We start from the raw sequence: 19,241 nt of genomic DNA on the forward strand, positions 1-19,241 counted from the left end.
TGGATTCGGATCTGTCCTAGTCGGTTATCGCGTGCATTCGCGCAGCGGATCCGACCCACCGCCACGTGTCACCTGGTTCTCAACAGAAACGCCCTATGGAACAACTCGTCGATTCGATCAACGGTGTCATCTGGAGCCCCGCGCTCATCTTCCTCTGCCTCGCCGCGGGGCTGTACTTCTCGCTGCGCACGCGTTTCGCGCAGGTCCGCCACTTCATCGAGATGCTGCGCCTGATGCGCGGCAGCAAGGCGTCGGCGGAAGGCGTGTCGTCGTTCCAGGCGCTGGCGCTGTCGCTGTCGGGGCGCGTCGGCACGGGCAACATCGCGGGCGTCGCCACGGCCATCACGTTCGGCGGCCCCGGCGCGATGTTCTGGATGTGGCTCGTCGCGTTCCTCGGCGCGAGCACCGCGTTCGTCGAATCGACGCTGTCGCAGATCTACAAGGTGCGGCGCGAAGGGCAGTATCGCGGCGGCCCCGCGTATTACATCGAGAAGGGGCTCGGCATCCGCTGGTACGCGGTGGCGTTCGCGATCGCGACCGTGCTCGCGTGCGGGCTGCTGCTGCCCGGCGTGCAGGCGAACGGAATCTCGTCCGCGATCGAGAATTCCTTCGGCATCGCGAAGCCCGTCACCGGCGCGGTGCTCGTGCTGCTGCTCGGCCTGATCATCTTCGGCGGCGTGAAGCGGATCGCGCGCGTCGCGGAAATCGTCGTGCCGTTCATGGCGCTCGGCTACATCCTGATCGCGTGCGTGGTGATTGCGCTCGACATCGAACGCCTGCCGGGCGTCGTCGCGCTGGTGTTCGAGAGCGCGTTCGGCTTCCAGGCCGGCTTCGGCGCGATGCTCGGCATGGCGATCCAGTGGGGCGTGAAGCGCGGCGTCTATTCGAACGAAGCGGGGCAGGGCACGGGTCCGCACGCGTCGGCCGCCGCCGAAGTGAAACACCCGGCGCAGCAGGGGCTCGTGCAGGCGTTCTCCGTCTATGTCGATACGCTGTTCGTCTGCTCGGCGACGGGCTTCATGATCCTCATCACGGGCGCCTACAACGTGGTCGCGCCGAGCGGCCGCGCGCTGTTCTCGGGCGCCGCGGGCATCGAGGCCGGCCCCGGCTATACGCAGATGGCCGTCGAATCGGTGCTGCCCGGCTTCGGCGCGGCATTTGTCGCGATGGCGCTGTTCTTCTTCGCGTTCACAACCATCCTCGCGTACTACTACATCGCGGAAACCAACGTCGCGTACCTGAGCCGCACGCGCAGCAGCACCGCCGGCACGTTCGTGCTGCGCGCGGTGATCCTGCTCGCGACGCTGTACGGCGCCGTGAAGAGCGCGAGCGTCGCGTGGGCGCTCGGCGACATCGGCGTCGGGCTGATGGCGTGGCTGAACCTCGTCGCGATCCTGCTGCTGCAGAAGCCGGCGCTCAAGGCGCTGCGCGACTACGAGGCGCAAAAGCGCGCGGGGCGCGAGCCGTCGTTCGATCCGGCCGCGCTCGGGATCACGAACGCGACGTTCTGGGAGAAGCGGGAGACGGGGCAGGAGGCGACGCGGCTTGCGGAACCTGCTGTCCCGGCCGAACGGCAGACCTGATGCGCGCACCGGTCCGGTGGCCGGGCGAAGCGATCGCGATTGCGTCGATCGTCCGCGCCGCAGGCCGGCCGCTGCGCGGCACTTTGTCATTCGGGGGAGCGCCTGCGGTCGGCGGCAGTGGCGCTCTTGCTCCGTTCACGGGCATGGAGTTCATGCATTTTCGTGCGGTCGATCTTGACCTCGAACGTGCGATAGGCGATGCGCGGAAATCGAACCAGCGCTTGCACCGGAATCTCGGTGACACGCTCGGAAATCGTATCGAGCATCAATCGCAACTGCGGCAAGCCCGTCAGGTAGCGTTCCAGGTGATCCTCCGCTTCGTCGACGGTTTCGTAGAACCCGAGGGTATGGTCCGCAGACAAGGTACCGTCCTTGTCCACGCGGGCCGTTTCGACGAAGAAGCCTTCCACGTAACGTTCCAGCACGAGCAGGTCGACCACGGGAACGTCGTCTACGACACGGCCGACGTAGATCGGATTGTTGACGACAACGACGCGCGTCAACCGGAAGTCATCCGGAATGGATACGCCGCGCTTGGCTAGCGCTTTCGAGAACGCGGCACGATTGCGCTCGACGAAGGCGGACTTGCGCCTGATCTGTGCAACCGCGCCGGTGATGACGGACCGGTTGTTGAAATAGTCGATCGGCTCGGTAGGCGTGATCGAGCATTTGATTTCCCCCAGGATCACCCGTTTTCCGATGACCGCCACCAGGTCGATGTCTTCTTTTTCGCGGTCGCCAGCGTGAAACATAAATGCCGAGCGGAGCACCTGAAAGCGCTGTGAGAGCACGTCGGAGCGGCGCGCAGTCGCCAGGCGCTTGCGCACCTGCTGTTCGAACGGATTGCCTTTCTTCGAGACATTGAAATCCAGATATCGTAACCAGCGCTCGAGCACGTATGCCGAGTGTGCATGCTCGATCGACGGCGCCAACAGGCAGAGGCGCCCGCTCGGTAGTCGAATCAGCGGATGTGTCCAGAGCGTCTGTCGGGTGTTGCCATCAAAAATCATGAAATCGACGAGTCGGCGGGCCGTGTCGACGGCGATCGATAGTGCATATGCGACAGCCTCCGTTACTTCTTCGACGCTGTAGGTCTGCGAAAAATTGATCAGCGATTCGTTCGAGGCAATGCGGGGCCACGCATCCGACTCGGATTCGGCGGTCGAAATACTGCCTATGACCAGCCACGCCGCAACCAGTTGTCGCAAGCTGCAATTCCCGAGTTTTGCGACGGGCTGATCGAGAAGCGGCCCGAGGTAGTCGTCGGCGATCTCCCCGAGCGCAAACAGCGCCTGCTCGGCGGCTTGTGCGGCCCGCTTCTCGGTGGCGCCGGCGAAGTCGAACGCATGGCCTTCCGCGTGACGTTCGACCGCGACGACGAGGCGATGAGGCAGCCGCTGTGCAATCTGTCCGGTGTCGAGCCGCGCGAACTGGCGCGACGCAAAGGCCGCGCGGGAGGCCCGCAACGTTTCGCGGCGATACTCCGAAATCACGCGCCATAACGCGTCCAGTCGACTTTCGGTGGAAACCGGCGAAGCGATCACGCCGGGGAAATCGTCCGCCTCCGTCAGCGCATAGCCATTCCACAGACAGTCCTGCCAGAGAGATTCAAGCAGCCGGTACGTGCCGCAGAGGTTGAGGTCGAGTCGGCAGGCCTCAAACGTCGACATCGGGTCCGAATGGAGATCGAAGCGCGGTTCGCGCAGTCGTTCGCCGATGGCCTTCGTCAGCGATTCGACGATCACGGAGGCAATTTCCTCCACGTTGTGTGCCGAGCCTGAATCCAGATCGAGCTTCAGTTCGACAACGTCGTTGAGGGTTGCGCCATGTTCCCTGGACTGAAGGCGTTCGCTAGTCCGACGCCTCAGGATTCGTTGCTCGAGATTGCCGAGGCCGACGAGGGCACGAACGTAGGCGTCGACGTCGGCCTGCCCGACAATCGATTCATAGCGCCGCCGCAGCACCGCAAGCGCGTTATGGATGCTCAATCCTGTCCAATACAGCGCATCGCATGGTTCGTCCTTGCGATAGGTCCGATGCGCGTGTGTCCACGCTTCTCGCGAAAAGCCTTTGTGGATGGGGGCGGAAATGCCGCCGCGGCGTATGTGCTCGACGAACGAGGTTTCGCGACGAGGAGATGTGCTGGACGTGCTCTTGTTGGACATGATGTCGACCGGATCCGAATGGCCTCGTGCATTCTAGGGGCAATGGCGTGAGCGCGGCCGTGAACGGTTGCGGGCGGTTTCGCACCGCTAATCGTGCAGCCGATGTGCGGGGCTACGTAATTTTACGTAGCCCCGCGTACGTAGTTATCCGCTTGTAAGCCGCCCCCGTCGCACGGAATACTACGGCCCATTGCCGCGGCCTTTGCAAGACCGCGGCACGACGCATCGACGTCACGCGTGTGCGGCCACTTCGCCGCATGCCATCAAAACCACATTGGAGACCAGGAGACGCCATGAATCGGGCTTCCAGTACCCTGCTCTGGATCGCGGTCGCGCTGCTCGGCGCGTTCTCGTTCGGAACGATCGCACTCGCGCACGGCGAGCGCGTCAGTGCCCTCTGGATCGTGATCGCCGCAGTCTGCGTGTATCTGATCGCGTATCGCTTCTACAGCCGTTTCATCGCCAGCAAGGTCATGCAGCTCGACGGGCTGCGGATGACGCCGGCGGTCAAGTTCAACGACGGCCTCGACTACGTGCCGACCAACAAGTACGTGCTGTTCGGCCATCACTTCGCCGCGATCGCCGGCGCGGGGCCGCTCGTCGGGCCCGTGCTCGCCGCGCAGATGGGCTACACGCCCGGCATGCTGTGGATCCTGGCTGGCGTCGTGTTCGCCGGCGCGGTGCAGGACTTCATCGTGCTGTTCATCTCGACGCGCCGCGACGGCCGCTCGCTCGGCGATCTCGTCAAGATGGAGCTTGGCACGGTGCCCGGCGTGATCGCGCTGTTCGGCGCGTTCCTGATCATGGTGATCATCCTCGCGGTGCTCGCGCTGATCGTCGTGAAGGCGCTGACCAATTCGCCGTGGGGCACGTTCACTGTCGCCGCGACGATTCCGATCGCGCTGTTCATGGGCGTCTATACGCGCTACATCCGTCCGGGCCGCATCGGCGAAGTGTCGATCATCGGTTTCGTGCTGCTGATGGCGTCGATCGCGTTCGGCCAGACCGTGCACGATTCGCCCGCGCTTGCCGCATGGTTCACGTTCAGCGGCACGCAGCTCACGTGGATCCTGATCGGCTATGGCTTCGTCGCATCGGTGCTGCCGGTGTGGCTGCTGCTCGCGCCGCGCGACTACCTGTCGACGTTCCTGAAGATCGGCACGATCCTCGGCCTCGCGATCGGCATCCTGGTCGTCGCGCCGGAACTGAAGATGCCCGCGCTGACGAAGTTCGTCGACGGCACGGGCCCGGTATGGTCGGGCAACCTGTTCCCGTTCCTGTTCATCACGATCGCGTGCGGCGCGGTGTCGGGCTTCCACGCGCTGATTTCTTCGGGCACGACGCCGAAGCTGATCGACAACGAAACCAACGCGCGCTTCATCGGTTACGGCGCGATGCTGATGGAATCGTTCGTCGCGATCATGGCGCTGGTCGCCGCGTGCGTGATCGAGCCGGGCATCTACTTCGCGATGAACGCGCCGGCCGCCGTGCTCGGCTCGACGCCGGAAGCCGTCGCGAACACCGTCACGCAGTGGGGCTTCGTGCTGACGCCCGACATGCTCACGCAGACCGCGAAGGCCGTCGGCGAAACGACGATCATCGCGCGCGCAGGCGGCGCGCCGACGCTGGCCGTCGGCATGGCGCACATCCTGCACCAGGTGATCGGCGGCGAAGCGATGATGGCGTTCTGGTATCACTTCGCAATCCTGTTCGAGGCGCTGTTCATCCTGACGGCCGTCGACGCCGGCACGCGCGCGGGCCGCTTCATGCTGCAGGATCTGCTCGGCACGTTCCACCCGGCGCTCAAGCGCACCGAGTCGCTGCCCGCGAACCTGGTCGCCACCGGGCTGTGCGTGGCTGCGTGGGGCTACTTCCTGTACCAGGGCGTGGTCGATCCGCTCGGCGGCATCAACACGCTGTGGCCGCTGTTCGGCATCTCGAACCAGATGCTCGCCGCGATCGCGCTGGTGCTCGGCACCGTCGTGCTGTTCAAGATGAAGCGCGAGCGCTACGCGTGGGTGACGATCGTGCCGACCGCGTGGCTGCTGATCTGCACGCTGACGGCCGGCTGGCAGAAGATTTTCGATGCGAACCCGAAGGTCAGCTTCCTCGCGCACGCGGCGAAGCTGCAGGCCGCGGTGGACGAAGGCAAGGTGCTCGCGCCGGCCAAGTCGATCGCGCAGATGAAGCGGATCATCTTCAACGACTACATCGATGCGGCGCTGGCCGGGCTGTTCATCTTCGTCGTCATCAGCATCGCGGTGTACGGCGTGATCGCCGTGCTGCGCGCGCGCCGCGAGTCGAAGCCGACCGTGCGCGAGACGCCGTACGAAGCGATGCCGGCCGCGCAGGCGCTCGGCAGCGGACGTTAAGGGGAGGCCGCGATGTTCAGCGATCTTGGCAGCGACCTGCGCAGCGCGGGGCGTTACCTCGGGCAGGCGTTGCGGCTGATGGTCGGCCTGCCCGACTACGACACCTACGTCGCGCACATGCGCGAAACCCATCCGGACCGCGAGCCGATGACATACGAGGAATTTTTCCGCGAGCGTCAGAATGCGCGGTACGGGTCGGGAGCAGGGAAGTGTTGCTGAGCCGGGCCGGTGAAACGGTTCGGTGATTTACAAGGAAGCGCCGCGATGGATTTCGCGGCGCTTTTTTCTTTGGCGGGCCCGGCGGCGCGCCTGTCGCGGGTATCGCCGCGTCGTTTGCCGGCGCGCAGCACGGCAACGTCCGGCGGCCGGTATCATAGAACTCACTTTTCCCCCAGTGGACCCGCGCAGGAGAACACGTCGTGCATGTCGGTGAGCGTTTCAACAGCATTTCCCACCTCGTCGGCGCGGTGCTGTCGGTGGCGGGCCTCGTGGCGCTCGTGACGATGGGCGCGCTCGAAGGCGACCCGTACAAGGTGGTGAGCTTCAGCGTGTACGGCGCGATGCTGATCCTGCTCTACGCGATCTCGACGCTGTACCACAGCGTGCGCAACCCGCGCCTGAAAGCGATCCTGCAGAAATGCGACCATTCGGCGATCTACCTGCTGATCGCCGGCAGCTACACGCCGTTCACGCTGGTCACGTTGCGCGGCCCGTGGGGCTGGTCGTTGTTCGGCGTGAGCTGGGGGCTCGCCGTGCTGGGCATCGTGCAGGAACTGACGCTCGGGCGGCGCACGCGCATGCTGTCGATGATCCTGTACGTGCTGATGGGCTGGCTCGCGCTCGTCGCGGTGCGCCCGCTGATCCATGCGCTGCCGCCGGTGGGCACCGCGTGGCTCGTGGCCGGCGGCGTGATCTACAGCGCGGGCATCTACTTCTTCATCAACGACGAACGCATCCGTCACGGGCACGGTATCTGGCACCTGTTCGTGCTGGCCGGCAGCCTGTGCCAGTTCGTCAGTGTCGCGATGTATGTCGCGTGAGCGGAATGTGGCGTTGACCAGGTGACGGCGCGCGGGGTCTGCATGGGTACAGCCCGCTCGCCGGCGGCCGTCATGCACGGTCGGGCGCCGGCGTCGCGGCCTGCAGCGCGAGAAAGCCGACCCATCCCCAATACACGCGATGATGCGCGATCAGCCCGTCGCGCAGATCCATCACCTCGACGAGATCGACCTGGTCCCCTTCCGGTGTTTCGCGCGGATATTCCCACGTGAGCTGGCGGCCGTTCGAGAAGAACAGCCCGGTCCGGTACCAGCGTCCAAGTTTGTTGCCCGGATTACGCAAGCCCGCCGCGAAGAATTTTCCGATCGCGGCCTTGCCGTGCAGCACGCCCGAGCCGTGGTCGGGCAGCGTGACGACGATCAGCGGCGTTTCGAGTATCGCGTCGTCCGCATATAGCGACATCAGCGCATCGAGGTCGCGAGCGACGACGGCGGCGTGCCAGCCTTCATGGATGCGCCGGGCATCGGCGTCGGCGTGTGTCATGGTGGGTTCCCTGAAGTGTCGATAACGGAACCCACTGTATGGGCGCGACGCCGCGAGACGTTTCACGTCGGCCCGAAACGTGGATGCGGCCCTGGTTGAAGGCGGCCGCGTGCCAGACCTTATCCGGCCAGCGCGTCGAGATTCAGCACATACGACTTCCCGATCCACACCGCGCAATCGCGATGGTCGCGCAGGTCGTCGCCGGTATTCGGGTGCAGGAAGATATCGAGCGCGCCGTGGTTCAGCACGAGCCACGGCACGATGTCGTCGAATCGCGCGGCGTCGAACGCGATCTGGTACGACCAGGCCGGATGCGGGCCGACGAGGCGTTCATGAAAGCGGCCGAGTTCGATGACCGCGCCGAACCGTTCGTCGACGACCTGGCGAAACGCCCAGGCCGCGTCGCGGCTGGCCGCATCGAAATAGACGTGCGCGTGCCAACTGTCGATGGCGGTGGTGTCGAGGGCAGCCATGGAAGGACTCGATAAAAAATGGGGAATGCATGAGGCGCCGCGCGAAACGGCCGATGCGTGATTATCGCGCGTCCTTGCCGTATGCGTCGTATCACGGTCCGGCAATCCGAAGCCGATGATTTGTCCTGTATCAGAAGAATCGTTTGATCCGATGAAACCGGGCTTGTGGTATCCGCATGCGCGATATCACGCCGGAAACCTTGTCGGCACGTGCGTTTGCCGGAGTGGCACAGGCAACACGTCATTTCGGAAATTGAAAAAGCGGTGCGAGCGTGTTTTGAGGCAAGCGGAAAAATGCGATCAGGCAGTTGAATGAAATAAGGAAATTCCATTTCGGCTGGATGGGTGAATGACGCAGATCGCGCGCCGAATGCAAGGCTGAAAATATCAATTGCGAAATCGGCTATTCAAGCGGAATGCGGCGCGACATACGATGGTTTCAACGCATCGACGATCACCGATCGATGCGGGGACAACCATCTGGAGGCCACCATGCGATCCCTCGTTCCCGTTGCTGTTCTTTCCTGCGCACTCGTTGCGCTGCCCGCCGTCAGTTTTGCGCAGCCGGCCGGCTTCGACTGGTTGCCGAATACCGCACGGTTGAGCTGGTCGGCGGCGCGCGCCGAAACCGACACGCAACTGATGCAGATGACGCGTGCGGGCTATCGCGCGACGACGGCCGGCAACCAGAACTATCCGCTCGCGATGCAGCGCGCGCTCGAACGTGTCCACAATCCGGTGCCCGACCGGTCGCGCGAGGAGAAGGCCGCGATGGAAGCGCGCGTGGCCCGCGATGCGCAAGCAGGCCATCCGGTCAGGGCGTTCTTCGTGAAGACCGCGTACTACCTGAAAGGCGAGAACACGTTCTGATGCAGGAGACGAGCATGGCTTGCCCGATCCGATTCGCCGACGTCGTGCGCGCGTCGGCGCCGCACCGGTTGCCGGATGGGCGGGCAACGCAGCGGCGAGGCGATGCGCATGGCGCGCGGCGCGCGGCGAAGCGCAACCGCGATGCAGGCCGCGTCGGCGTCGCGTGCCGCATCGCGTGGCCGGATTTCGCGGTGAGCGACGCTCCCGCAAGCGAGCGCGAATCATGAAGGCCACCCGGAAAAACCGTCGCCACGTGCCGCTGACCCGCGAATGGCTGCTGCCGCTGCCGCCCGTGCACGTGCGCGACATCTCGCTGAAATGCCACATGGCGCTCGTCGCGCTGCGCGGCGAGCACGGCAACGAGGCGCTGCTGATGCGGCTGCGCACGAGCGTCTATCTGGTGTTCCTGGCGATCGACGATGCGGTGTGCGGGGGCGCGGACATCGACCTGTGCGTCGACGCGGAGCGCGCGCTCGATGCGGGCGTGGCGCGCGCGGCGCAAAGCGGCGCATGGGCGCTGCGCGACGACGAATGCGCGGTGCTCGAGCGCGTGCTCGCGGCGCACGACACCTGCGTCGCGACGCTCACGCGGCATCGGCTCGCCGAGCTGTGGCGTCATGTCTGCACGTTCGCGTCGAGCGGGCAGCCGGCGCTCGTGGCGAGCGCGGCGGAGAAGATGCGCATGCACGCGGCCGAAACGCTGGCCGCGTAGCGCCGCAATCGGTTTCGCGGGGAGGATGGAGGAGACAGGGCCGGCCGCACCGGCGCGGCCGATGCAATCGTCGACGTCGGCGATTGCACGGCTGCCGCGGCAACGTGGTGCGGGCAAATCCAGCGGCCCAAAACAAAAGCGCCACGGAGCGAACTCCGTGGCGCTTCATTCATGCTGTGCCTGCGCGGAGGCTTGACCCCCGCGAGGCGAGGCGCGTTTACGCCGCCGTTGCCGGCTTCGCCGGCTTCTGCAGCTTGCCCTTGCCGGCGCGCTGGATTTCCTCGAGCTTGATCTCGACGTGGCGCGAGAACACGTACTCGGCCGGACGCTGCTTCGCGATCGAGATGTCCGGTGCGAACGGGCCGTCGGTCTTGATGCCCTTCGTGCTCACGCGCAGCGCCTTCAGCGGGTGCGCGATCGTGTCCATCACGGCCGTTGCCTCGAAGCCGCAGTGGACCATGCAGTCCGCGCACTTCTCGTAGTTGCCGACGCCGTAGTTGTCCCACTCGGTCGTTTCCATCAGTTCCTTGAAGGTCTTCACGTAACCTTCGCCGACCAGGTAGCACGGCTTCTGCCAGCCGAACACCGTACGCGCCGGGTTGCCCCACGGCGTGCACTTGTACGTCTGGTTGCCGGCCAGGAAGTCGAGGAACAGCGACGACTGGCTGAACGACCAGCGCTTGCCGCCTTCGCCGCGCTTCAGGATTTCGCGGAACAGGTTCTTCGTCTTGTCGCGGTTCAGGAAGTGCTGCTGATCCGGCGCGCGCTCGTACGCGTAGCCCGGCGACACCGTGATGCCGTCGACGCCGATCGGCCCCAGCGTGTCGAAGAACTTCGCGACGCGCTCGGGCACCGCATCGTTGAACAGCGTGCAGTTGATGTTCACGCGGAAGCCGCGGCGCTTCGCTTCCTTGATCGCCGCGACGGCCTTGTCGTACACGCCTTCCTGCGACACCGAGTGATCGTGCGCCTGCTGGTCGCCGTCGAGGTGGACCGACCAGACGAAATACGGGCTCGGCGCGTAGTCGTCCATCTTCTTTTCCATCAGCAGCGCGTTCGTGCACAGGTACACGAATTTCTTGCGCTTCATGATGCCCTTGACGATTTCCGGCATCTCCTTGTGGAGCAGCGGTTCGCCGCCGGCGATCGACACGACGGGCGCGCCGCACTCGTCGACGGCCTGCAGGCATTCCTCGACGGACAGGCGCTGGTTCAGGATCGGGTCCGGATAATCGATCTTGCCGCAGCCGTTGCACGCGAGGTTGCAGCGGAACAGCGGCTCGAGCATCAGCGCGAGCGGATAGCGTTTGTTGCCGGACAGGTGCTGGCGCACGATATATGCGCCGACACGGACTTGCTGGAGCAGCGGAATAGACAAGGGATGTCCTCCTTAAACTTCGCGGGCGACAGCTTGCGTGAGCTTCGCCGGCAGCTTGAATTCGACTTTTTCCTCACGGCCCGCCATCGTCGCGACATCGACGGGCCCCAGCGCGCGCAGCGCGCCGATTACATCCTCGACCATCTCTTCGGGCGCCGACGCGCCGGCGGTCAGGCCGACCGTCTGCACGCCCGCGAACCATTCGGCTTTCACTTCCGAGCCGTCGGCGACGAGATAGCTCGGCACACCGCTTTCGGTGCCGATCTCGCGCAGGCGGTTCGAGTTCGAGCTGTTCGTCGCGCCGACGACGAGCAGCACGTCAACCTGTTCGCTCAGCTCGCGCACGGCAGCCTGGCGATTTTGCGTCGCGTAGCAGATGTCACGCGTGTCCGGGCCGACGAGGTCGGTGAACCGGCGCTGCAGCGCTTCGATGATGCCGCGCGTGTCGTCGACCGACAGCGTGGTCTGCGTGATGTACGCGACCGGCGTATCGACGGGCAGCGTCAGCGTCGCGACTTCGGCTTCGCTCTGCACGAGGATCACCTCGGCCGGAATCTGGCCGATCGTACCCTCGACTTCCGGGTGGCCCGCGTGGCCGATCAGGATCAGCCGGCGGCCCGCCGCGACATACTGGCGGCCCTGCACGTGCACCTTCGTGACGAGCGGGCAGGTCGCGTCGAGCACGTCGAGCCCGCGCGTTTCAGCGTCGCGCTCGACCGTCTGGGCGACACCGTGCGCGCTGAAGATCGCGACAGCGCCGTGCGGCACCTCGTCGAGTTCCTCAACGAATCGTGCCCCTTTATTACGCAGATTTTCGACGACATGCCGGTTATGAACGATTTCATGACGCACATAAACCGGCGCGCCGTGCTGTTGCAGCGCGCGATCGACGATCTCGATCGCACGGACAACCCCCGCACAAAAGCCGCGGGGCTGGGCAAGGATGACTCGCATATGTGAGCGAACTCCGACGACAGACGCCGGGGTTCGAGGAGCTGGCACTGCTCGCTCGCCCCGGCTTGAAGTTATGAAGGCAGGAACGAACCGGCCAGGCCAGGCCCCGGAACCCCGAATTAATCGCGCATTTTAACCCTATCGGGCAGTCCTTGCTCTGGTGCCGTGTCGGCCGTGTTGCAATTGCGGGAGAGCCGCGTCGGCGCTGGCGCGCGCGGAACCCAGTAAACTACGCGGTTTCGCGGGCGCCCGCTCCGGCTGCCCGGCGTCGCGCTCATTTCAAGGCCATTCGATGACCGTCGATTCTTACGCGTATTGCCCTGCCGCCCATGCGGTTTCGGGCGTTTTGTTCCTGACCCCGATTGAAAATGCCGGCGCCCGGCAGGAGGCGCGCCGATGATGCTGGCGATCGCTTTCCTGGTGTCCGGCCTGTCGCTGATGATCTGGATCGTGCTGCTCGTCGCGCGCGGCGGCTTCTGGCGCGCGGTGCCCGCGCGGCCGCTGCCGCCCGACGCGCGCGGCGCGGCGGCCGACGCCGGCTGGCCGGCCGTCGTCGCGGTCGTGCCGGCACGCAACGAGGCCGACGTGATCGCCCGCGCGGCGACTTCGCTGCTCGAGCAGGATTATCCGGGCGACTTTCATCTGATCATCGTCGATGACCACAGCGACGACGGCACCGCCGACGCGGCCCGCGCGGCGGCGCTCGCGATCAACCGCGCCGACCGGCTGACGGTGCTGGCCGCGAAACCGCTGCCGGCCGGCTGGTCGGGCAAGGTGTGGGCGCAGTCGCAGGGGATCGCCGCGGTGCAGACGCTCGGCCTGCCGGCCGACTACCTGCTGCTGACGGATGCCGACATCGGCCACCCGCCCGACGCCGTCGCACAGCTCGTCACGCGCGCGCAGGCCGAGAACCGCGATCTCGTGTCGCTGATGGTGCGGCTGCGCTGCGATTCGTTCTGGGAAAAGGCGTTGATCCCGGCGTTCGTGTTCTTCTTCGCGAAGCTCTACCCGTTCTCGTGGATCAACAACCCGCGCAACAAAACGGCCGGCGCCGCGGGCGGCTGCATGCTCGTGAAGCGCACGGCGCTGGAGGAAGCGGGCGGCATCGAGTCGATCCGCGGCGCGCTGATCGACGATTGCAGCCTCGCCGCGCAGATCAAGCATCGCGGCAGCGGCCGCCATCCGATCCGCCTCGACCTGGCCGACCGCAGCGTGTCGCTGCGCCCGTACGACAGCTGGCGCGACATCTGGAACATGATCGCGCGCACCGCGTTCACGCAACTGCACTATTCGCCGCTGCTGCTGGCCGGCACGCTGCTCGGGATGGCGATCATCTATCTGGTGCCGCCTGTCGCGGCGCTCGCATACGGCGCGCGCGCGTGGCCGGCGTGGCTCGCGTGGGCGTCGATGTGCGCCGCGTATGCGCCGATGCTGCGCTACTACCGGCGCTCGCCGCTGTGGGCACCCGCGCTGCCGCTCGTCGCGCTGTTCTATGTCGGCGCGACGTTTGCGTCCGCGTGGCGCTACTGGCGTGGCAAGGGCGGCCAGTGGAAGGCGCGCGTGCAGGCGCCGGTGGATCGCTGAGCGTTTCGCGCGCCGCCGGCGCGCGGCCCGTGACGCTGCCGTTCCGGCAGCCGGAAAGCAAACAGCCCGATCGGTGGAAACCGGTCGGGCTGTGTCGTTTTCGGCGGTGCTGCCTGCCGGTGCTTACCGCTGGGTCAGCATCATGTACATCTGGACCACGACGTCCGGCGAGAACGTGAACGGCACCCAGCCGTAGCCGGTGTGGCGGGCGACCAGCAGCCGGTCGCCGTTCGACTGCTTCTGCACGGCCATCATCGGGTTCTTCGTCGTCACGAAACGCCAGCCGGCCGGGATGCCGGGCGGCGGCTCCGGCTGCATCGACGCGCGCGCATGCGCGAGTTCCTCGATCAACTGACCGAGTTGCTCAGGATGCAGCGTGATCGATTCGCCGTTGATGGTCAGCGTGAGTTCGTGCTGCGACGGACGCGCCACGTGCAGCGTCGCTTTGTCGGCCGGGTTGGCGGCTGCTTCGGCCTCGGTTTCAGTCGCGGCTTCGGCTTGCGCCGGCGCAACGATCGCGGTTCCGGCGTCGGCCGCCGCATCGGCTGCAGCCGGCGCGGATGCGTTCACAGCCGGTTCCGCTGCCGGCGTGCCTGCCGGTGCCGGTTCGACGGTTTCGGCGGCAACGGCCGGGGCGGCAACCGCGTTCGTCGCGGCTTCCTTGACGACGGCCTCGACCAGCGCCTCGGCGTCGGCGATGGCCTTCGCGTGGTGCTGCGCGGCGGCTTCGGCCTGCGCGATCGCTTCGGCATGGCGCTGAGTGACGGCATCGGCCTGCGCGGTGGCGTCGGCGTGGCGTTGCGCGGCGGCTTCGGCTTGCGCGATCGCGTCGGCGTGACGCTGCGCGACGGCTTGCGCCTCGGCGGTCGCGTCGGCATGACGTTGCGCGGCGGCCTGCGCCTCGGCGATCGCTTCCGTATGACGCTGCGCGAGCGCTTCGGCCTCGGCGATCGCGGCCGTGTGGCGCTGCGTGGCCGCTTCGGCTTCGGCGGTCGCTTGCGCGTGACGCTTCGCGGCGGCCTCGGCTTCGGCGGTCGCTGCCGCATGGCGCTGCGCAGCAGCCTCGGCTTCGGTCGCGGCGGCGTCATGGCGTTGCGCGGCGGCCTCCGCTTCGGCGATCGCCGAAGCGTGACGTTGCGATGCGGCTTCCGCATCCGCGTGACGTTGCGCGAGCGCTTCGGTCCGTGCGGTGGCTTCCGTATGGCGCTGCACGGCGGCTTCGGCTTGCGCGGTGGCATCCGTATGACGGTGGGCGGCGGCTTCGGCGGCGGCGGTGGCTTCCGCGTGGCGCTGCTGCGCGGCTTCGGCCTCGGCTGCCGCCGCCGTGTGGCGCTGCGCGGCGGCCTGCGCTTCGGTTTCCGCGGCGGCGTGACGTTGCGCCGCGGCCTGGGCTTCCGCCGCTGCGGCGCGCGCGAAGGCTTCCGCGCTGCGGGCCGCTTGCTGCGCGGCGTGGTGATCGTGGAGGAGCTGATCGACGCCCGCGTTGAGCGAATCGATCTGATCGTTCAGGTTCATGCGTGTCTTCTCTGCGTAAGACCCGCGATTTTACCCGCTGCGCCGGTGCCGGTCCGTGCGCGACGTGTAACAAAGTGCGCAAGGCGGCGCGAGGCGCGCCGCTTTGTGTTATTTCAGGTACCCCGCCGAGCCGAACCAGTCGAGCGCATCGCGCAGCCCTTCGCGGTACGGGCGCGCGCGGTAGCCGAGCTCGCGCTCGGCCTTCGCGGATGTGAAATACATCTTGTTCTTCGACATCCGCAGCCCGTCCACGGTGACGAACGGCTCCTTCTTCGTGAATTTCGCGACTGCTTCGGCGCCGACCGCGAGCGGGTACAGCGGCCAGCGCGGCAGCGCGATCGTCGGCGCCTTGCGGCCCGTCATCTGCGCGATGTCGGCCAGCATCTGCTGCAGCGGCAGGTTCTCGCCGCCGAGGATGTAGCGCTCGCCGATCCGGCCGCGCTCGAGCGCGAGGAAATGGCCGTGCGCGACGTCGTCGACGTGCACGAGGTTCAGCCCCGTGTCGACGAACGCGGGAATCTTGCCGAGCGCGGCCTCGACGATGATGCGGCCGGTCGGCGTCGGCTTCACGTCGCGCGGGCCGATCGGCGTCGACGGATTGACGATCACGGCCGGCAGCCCTTCGTCGGCGATCATCCGCTCGACCGCGCGTTCCGCGAGCACCTTGCTGCGCTTGTAGACGCCGATCGCCTGCTCGGGCGTGAGCGGCCGGTTTTCGTCGGACGGGTCGCCCGCGCTCGTGACCTTCAGCGTCGCGACGCTGCTCGTGTAGACGATTCGCTCGACGCCTTCGGCGCGGGCCGCGCGCATCGTCGCGACCGCGCCTTCGAGGTTCGCGCGCTCGATCTCGTCGGGATCGGGCGCCCACAGCCGGTAGTCGGCCGCCACGTGCAGCAGGTAGCGCACGCCGCGCAGCGCGGCTCGCATCGACGCCTCGTCGCGCATGTCGCCGGTGACGATCTCGGCGTCGAGATCCGCGACGTTCGTGCGCGGGCTGGTCGGGCGCACGAGCACGCGCACCGCAAAGCCTTTCTGCTGCGCAATGCGCGCGACGGCCGAGCCGACGAAACCGGACGCGCCGGTGACGAGAACGAGATCGCGGGAGGTATCAGTCATGCGTTTCCTTCAAGGGCCGCGCGCGAGCGGCGCGGCGGTTGAGCGTCGGCGAGATTGTACGTGGTCGGCGCGCGCGGCGACGCAACGCCGGCGCACCGGCGGGCCGTGCTTCCGTGGCGGCGCGCGGCCGGGCCGCCGCACGCGTGTACGAAGCGGCCGACGCGACTACAATGCCGGGCTTGAATGCAACGGGAGGGCGACGCGATGAGCCGCAATGAACTGGACGAACGGATCGAGACCTACTACGTGCGGGTGCGCGGCGTCGTGCAGGGCGTCGGCTTCCGTCATGCGACGGTGCGCGAGGCGCATGCGCTGAAGCTGCGCGGCTGGGTCGCGAATCTCGAGGACGGCAGCGTCGAGGCGATGATCCAGGGCCCCGGCGCGCAGATCGACCGGATGCTCGCGTGGTTGCGCCACGGGCCGCCGGCCGCGCGCGTGACCGAGGTGACGTTCGAGGAACGCCGGACCGAAAGGCGCTTCGACCGTTTCCAGCAGCAGTAACCGGCACAGAACAACCATGACGGGGTATCCGGAAGCCGGGCGCGGCCTCTTGCTGTCGGTGATGGCATCGACGCTGTTCGCGCTGATGTCGGTTTACGCGAAACTGCTCGCGCCGCTCACGGGGCTCGACATCTTCGCGTGGCGCGTGTTGTGGACCGCGCCGGGCGCGCTCGCGCTGATCGCGTTGCGCGGCCGCTGGCCCGCGCTCGCCGACCTCGCGCGGCGCAGCGTGCGCGACTGGCGTTTGCTGATCGCGCTGCCCGCGAGCGCGGCGCTGCTCGGCCTGCAGTTGTGGCTGTTCCTGTGGGCGCCGCTGCACGGCCGCATGCTCGAGGTGTCGCTCGGCTATTTCCTGCTGCCGCTGACGATGGTGCTCGTCGGCCGCTTCTACTATCACGAACGCCTCGACCCGCTGCAATGGGCGGCGGTTGCGTGCGCCGCGCTCGGCGTCGCGCACGAACTGTGGGCGACGCGCGCGTTCGCGTGGCCGACGCTCGTCGTCGCGCTCGGCTATCCGCCGTATTTCGTGCTGCGCCGCCGGATCAACGCGGATTCGCTCGCCGCGTTCGCGGTCGAGATCGTGCTGTTGTGCCCCGTCGCGTTCGCGATGGTCGCGGCGAGCACGACGCGCGTCGCGAGCCATCCGGTGCTGTGGGCCACGCTGCTGCCGGGGCTCGGCGTGCTCAGCACGCTCGCGCTCGCGAGCTACCTGAAGGCGAGCCGGATGCTGCCGATGGCGCTGTTCGGGATACTCGGCTACGTCGAGCCCGTGCTGCTCGTCGCGGTGTCGCTGCTGCTGCTCGGCGAGACACTGAGCGTCGCGGAGCTTGCGACATACGGGCCGATCTGGGTCGCCGTGGCGCTGACCGCGTGGCACAGCGCAATGCTGATGCGGCGCTTGCCTGCGCGCGGATAAGCATCGATCTCGATCCCGATCGTGGTGCGGCGGCCGCACGGAACGTGCCGCGCATCGCGTATCGCTCGACGCTCGAACCGCGGTCGAACGCATCGATGCTGACCGCAAACTGGCGTCGCGCTGGCGTGAATCCGGCAACGCTGCCTGCTTCATTTCGCCAGCCTCGCGCCTGTAATCGAACAGAAGATTCGGTTGCACTTTGTTACTTAGGGTCTCCCCGGATCGGCCATTAGACTGGCCTGACCGACTTCCCTACGTATGCAGCTTTCCAATGAACGGTCATGTCCGCGCCTGGCCGGCCGGGTTGGCGCGATGCGGGCATACGCGCATCGCCGCTGATCGCGCTCGCCTTCTCCTTCCCGATCCATTCCCCGGCGCCTGTCGCGCCGCCGTTGCGCAGGTGCGCTCATGTCGTTGAGCATGCAGCCTTCCGCCGCGGTCCAGCCGTCGCGCGGCGGCCGCCTGATCGAAGTCGATTTCTTCCGCGGGCTCGTGCTGTTGATGATCGTCGTCGATCACATCAGCGCGAGCGTGCTGTCACGCGTGACGCTGCATGCGTTCGCGCTGTGCGACGCGGCCGAGGTGTTCGTCTTTCTCGGCGGCTTCGCGACCGCGAGCGCGTACGGTACGATCGTCGAACGGCAGGGCGCGCGCGCCGCGCAGCGCCGGTTCGTGCGCCGCGCGATGCAGATCTACCGCGCGTTTCTCGCGACGTCGACGCTGATGCTCGTCGTGTCGGCCGTGCTCGATCACTACGGGATCGATGCGCCGAACCTCGCGCTCGACGACGTCGGCGTGATGCTCGCGTCGCCGCTCACGGGCCTCGCCGAATTGCTGACGTTCCAGCGCCAGCCGTATCTCGCGTCGGTGCTGCCGATGTACGTGTTGTTCGCGCTCGCGTCGCCGGTGTTCGTGCCGTTCGCGCGCCGCCATCCGTGGCTGCTGGTCGCGCTCGGCGTCGCGTCGTGGCTGGCGGCGGGCTGGCTCGGCCCCGAGCTGCTGGATACCGACGGCTTCCGCTGGAGCTTCAACCCGTTCGCATGGCAACTGATGTTCGTCGCCGGCGTGCTCGCGCGCTGCCAGCCGTTCTACCGGCGCATCGCGCTCGGGCGATGGGGCGCCGCGGCGACCGGCGTCGCGTGCGCGGTCGTGCTCGGTTGCGCGAGCTACAAGCTGTTCTCGGGGCTACCGCTGCCCGAAGGCGTGTTCAAGCGCGATCTCGCGCTGCCGCGCGTCGTGAGCTTCGCGGCCGTCGCGTGGCTGATGGCCGATTGCGTGCGCTACGGCTGGATCGCGCGGATCGCGCAGGGCGTGCGGCCCGTCGTCGCGATCGGCCAGCGCGGGCTGATCTGCTTCGTCGCGGGCGCGGCGATCTCGCTCGTCATCGATGCGCTGCTGCACCCGGTCGCGCACAGCGCCGATCTGCGGCATGTCGGCGTGGGACTCGTGGCCGACGGATGCGCACTCGGGCTGATGATGGCCGTGGCCGGTTCGGGAACGTGGATCGCGCGGTGGCGCGGTGCGGCCGCGTGAGCGGCGCGTGCGGCACGGAACGTGCCG

The 19,241-nt window shown here is 67.0% G+C and carries 18 protein-coding genes; 11 read left to right on the top strand and 7 right to left on the bottom strand.

Annotated features, from left to right (window positions below; genetic code table 11):
* Positions 1-95 precede the first annotated feature (95 nt).
* The gene (locus tag OEJ37_RS25080) at positions 96-1,583 is read left to right on the top strand and encodes an alanine/glycine:cation symporter family protein (RefSeq protein ID WP_263346581.1); all 1,488 of its coding nucleotides are present in this window, start codon (positions 96-98) and stop codon (positions 1,581-1,583) included.
* An 86-nt stretch (positions 1,584-1,669) separates the two neighbouring features.
* On the opposite strand, the gene OEJ37_RS25085 is transcribed toward OEJ37_RS25080, so the two are convergent.
* The gene (locus tag OEJ37_RS25085; RefSeq protein ID WP_175917161.1) at positions 1,670-3,748 is read right to left on the bottom strand and encodes a hypothetical protein; all 2,079 of its coding nucleotides are present in this window, start codon (positions 3,746-3,748) and stop codon (positions 1,670-1,672) included.
* A 293-nt stretch (positions 3,749-4,041) separates the two neighbouring features.
* On the opposite strand from OEJ37_RS25085, the gene OEJ37_RS25090 reads away from it, so the two are divergent.
* The 3 genes from OEJ37_RS25090 (at position 4,042) to trhA (ending at position 7,160) form a co-directional block, all read left to right on the top strand.
* A complete protein-coding gene (locus tag OEJ37_RS25090) occupies positions 4,042-6,120 on the top strand; it encodes a carbon starvation CstA family protein (protein WP_263346584.1) in 2,079 nt (692 codons plus the stop codon).
* A 12-nt stretch (positions 6,121-6,132) separates the two neighbouring features.
* Positions 6,133-6,339 (top strand): YbdD/YjiX family protein, encoded by a 207-nt coding sequence (locus OEJ37_RS25095; protein ID WP_006480280.1) that lies wholly within the window; start codon positions 6,133-6,135, stop codon positions 6,337-6,339.
* A gap of 200 nt (positions 6,340-6,539) precedes the next feature.
* Positions 6,540-7,160 (top strand): PAQR family membrane homeostasis protein TrhA, encoded by a 621-nt coding sequence (trhA, locus tag OEJ37_RS25100; protein WP_047902192.1) that lies wholly within the window; start codon positions 6,540-6,542, stop codon positions 7,158-7,160.
* Positions 7,161-7,230: 70 nt separating this feature from the next.
* Here the strand turns inward: trhA and OEJ37_RS25105 are convergent, their stop codons facing one another.
* On the bottom strand, positions 7,231-7,662 hold the full coding sequence (locus OEJ37_RS25105) for a nuclear transport factor 2 family protein (protein ID WP_263346628.1): 432 nt from the start codon (positions 7,660-7,662) through the stop codon (positions 7,231-7,233).
* Between the two features lie 119 nt (positions 7,663-7,781).
* Positions 7,782-8,135, bottom strand: a complete 354-nt coding sequence (locus tag OEJ37_RS25110; protein WP_072440019.1) for a DOPA 4,5-dioxygenase family protein — start codon at positions 8,133-8,135, stop codon at positions 7,782-7,784.
* A gap of 492 nt (positions 8,136-8,627) precedes the next feature.
* Between OEJ37_RS25110 and OEJ37_RS25115 the strand changes: the two genes are divergently transcribed.
* Genes OEJ37_RS25115 through OEJ37_RS25125 form a run of 3 tightly spaced genes read left to right on the top strand, consistent with a single transcriptional unit; the run spans position 8,628 to position 9,717 of the window.
* Positions 8,628-9,005, top strand: a complete 378-nt coding sequence (locus OEJ37_RS25115; RefSeq protein WP_174421903.1) for a hypothetical protein — start codon at positions 8,628-8,630, stop codon at positions 9,003-9,005.
* A gap of 14 nt (positions 9,006-9,019) precedes the next feature.
* Entirely contained in the window at positions 9,020-9,232 is a 213-nt protein-coding gene (locus OEJ37_RS25120) for a hypothetical protein (protein WP_263346630.1), read from the top strand.
* Positions 9,229-9,717: a hypothetical protein gene (locus OEJ37_RS25125; protein WP_174421901.1), complete on the top strand. Its 489-nt coding sequence runs from the start codon at positions 9,229-9,231 to the stop codon at positions 9,715-9,717. Before OEJ37_RS25120 ends, OEJ37_RS25125 begins: the two co-directional genes overlap by 4 nt.
* A gap of 217 nt (positions 9,718-9,934) precedes the next feature.
* Here OEJ37_RS25125 and hpnH read toward each other — a convergent pair whose 3' ends face one another.
* Together hpnH and ispH are read right to left on the bottom strand one after the other, a co-directional pair.
* Positions 9,935-11,095, bottom strand: a complete 1,161-nt coding sequence (hpnH, locus tag OEJ37_RS25130; RefSeq protein WP_034181593.1) for an adenosyl-hopene transferase HpnH — start codon at positions 11,093-11,095, stop codon at positions 9,935-9,937.
* Positions 11,096-11,107: 12 nt separating this feature from the next.
* Positions 11,108-12,049: a 4-hydroxy-3-methylbut-2-enyl diphosphate reductase gene (gene ispH / locus OEJ37_RS25135; RefSeq protein ID WP_034181594.1), complete on the bottom strand. Its 942-nt coding sequence runs from the start codon at positions 12,047-12,049 to the stop codon at positions 11,108-11,110.
* 396 nt (positions 12,050-12,445) lie between these two features.
* Between ispH and OEJ37_RS25140 the strand changes: the two genes are divergently transcribed.
* Entirely contained in the window at positions 12,446-13,633 is a 1,188-nt protein-coding gene (locus OEJ37_RS25140) for a glycosyltransferase (RefSeq protein WP_263346634.1), read from the top strand.
* A gap of 123 nt (positions 13,634-13,756) precedes the next feature.
* On the opposite strand, the gene OEJ37_RS25145 is transcribed toward OEJ37_RS25140, so the two are convergent.
* Both OEJ37_RS25145 and hpnA read right to left on the bottom strand, forming a co-directional pair.
* Positions 13,757-15,148, bottom strand: a complete 1,392-nt coding sequence (locus OEJ37_RS25145; RefSeq protein ID WP_263346636.1) for a phage tail protein — start codon at positions 15,146-15,148, stop codon at positions 13,757-13,759.
* Between the two features lie 108 nt (positions 15,149-15,256).
* The gene (gene hpnA, locus OEJ37_RS25150; protein WP_072440028.1) at positions 15,257-16,264 is read right to left on the bottom strand and encodes a hopanoid-associated sugar epimerase; all 1,008 of its coding nucleotides are present in this window, start codon (positions 16,262-16,264) and stop codon (positions 15,257-15,259) included.
* 204 nt (positions 16,265-16,468) lie between these two features.
* On the opposite strand from hpnA, the gene OEJ37_RS25155 reads away from it, so the two are divergent.
* From OEJ37_RS25155 to OEJ37_RS25165, 3 genes are all read left to right on the top strand, one after another.
* The gene (locus OEJ37_RS25155; RefSeq protein ID WP_152857577.1) at positions 16,469-16,765 is read left to right on the top strand and encodes an acylphosphatase; all 297 of its coding nucleotides are present in this window, start codon (positions 16,469-16,471) and stop codon (positions 16,763-16,765) included.
* Positions 16,766-16,781: 16 nt separating this feature from the next.
* On the top strand, positions 16,782-17,681 hold the full coding sequence (gene rarD / locus OEJ37_RS25160; protein WP_174421898.1) for an EamA family transporter RarD: 900 nt from the start codon (positions 16,782-16,784) through the stop codon (positions 17,679-17,681).
* Positions 17,682-18,089: 408 nt separating this feature from the next.
* Positions 18,090-19,214: an OpgC domain-containing protein gene (locus OEJ37_RS25165; protein ID WP_263346642.1), complete on the top strand. Its 1,125-nt coding sequence runs from the start codon at positions 18,090-18,092 to the stop codon at positions 19,212-19,214.
* Positions 19,215-19,241 lie beyond the last annotated feature (27 nt).

It is taken from the genome of Burkholderia sp. BKH01 (genome assembly GCF_025685725.1).
Classification (GTDB): domain Bacteria; phylum Pseudomonadota; class Gammaproteobacteria; order Burkholderiales; family Burkholderiaceae; genus Burkholderia; species Burkholderia pyrrocinia_C.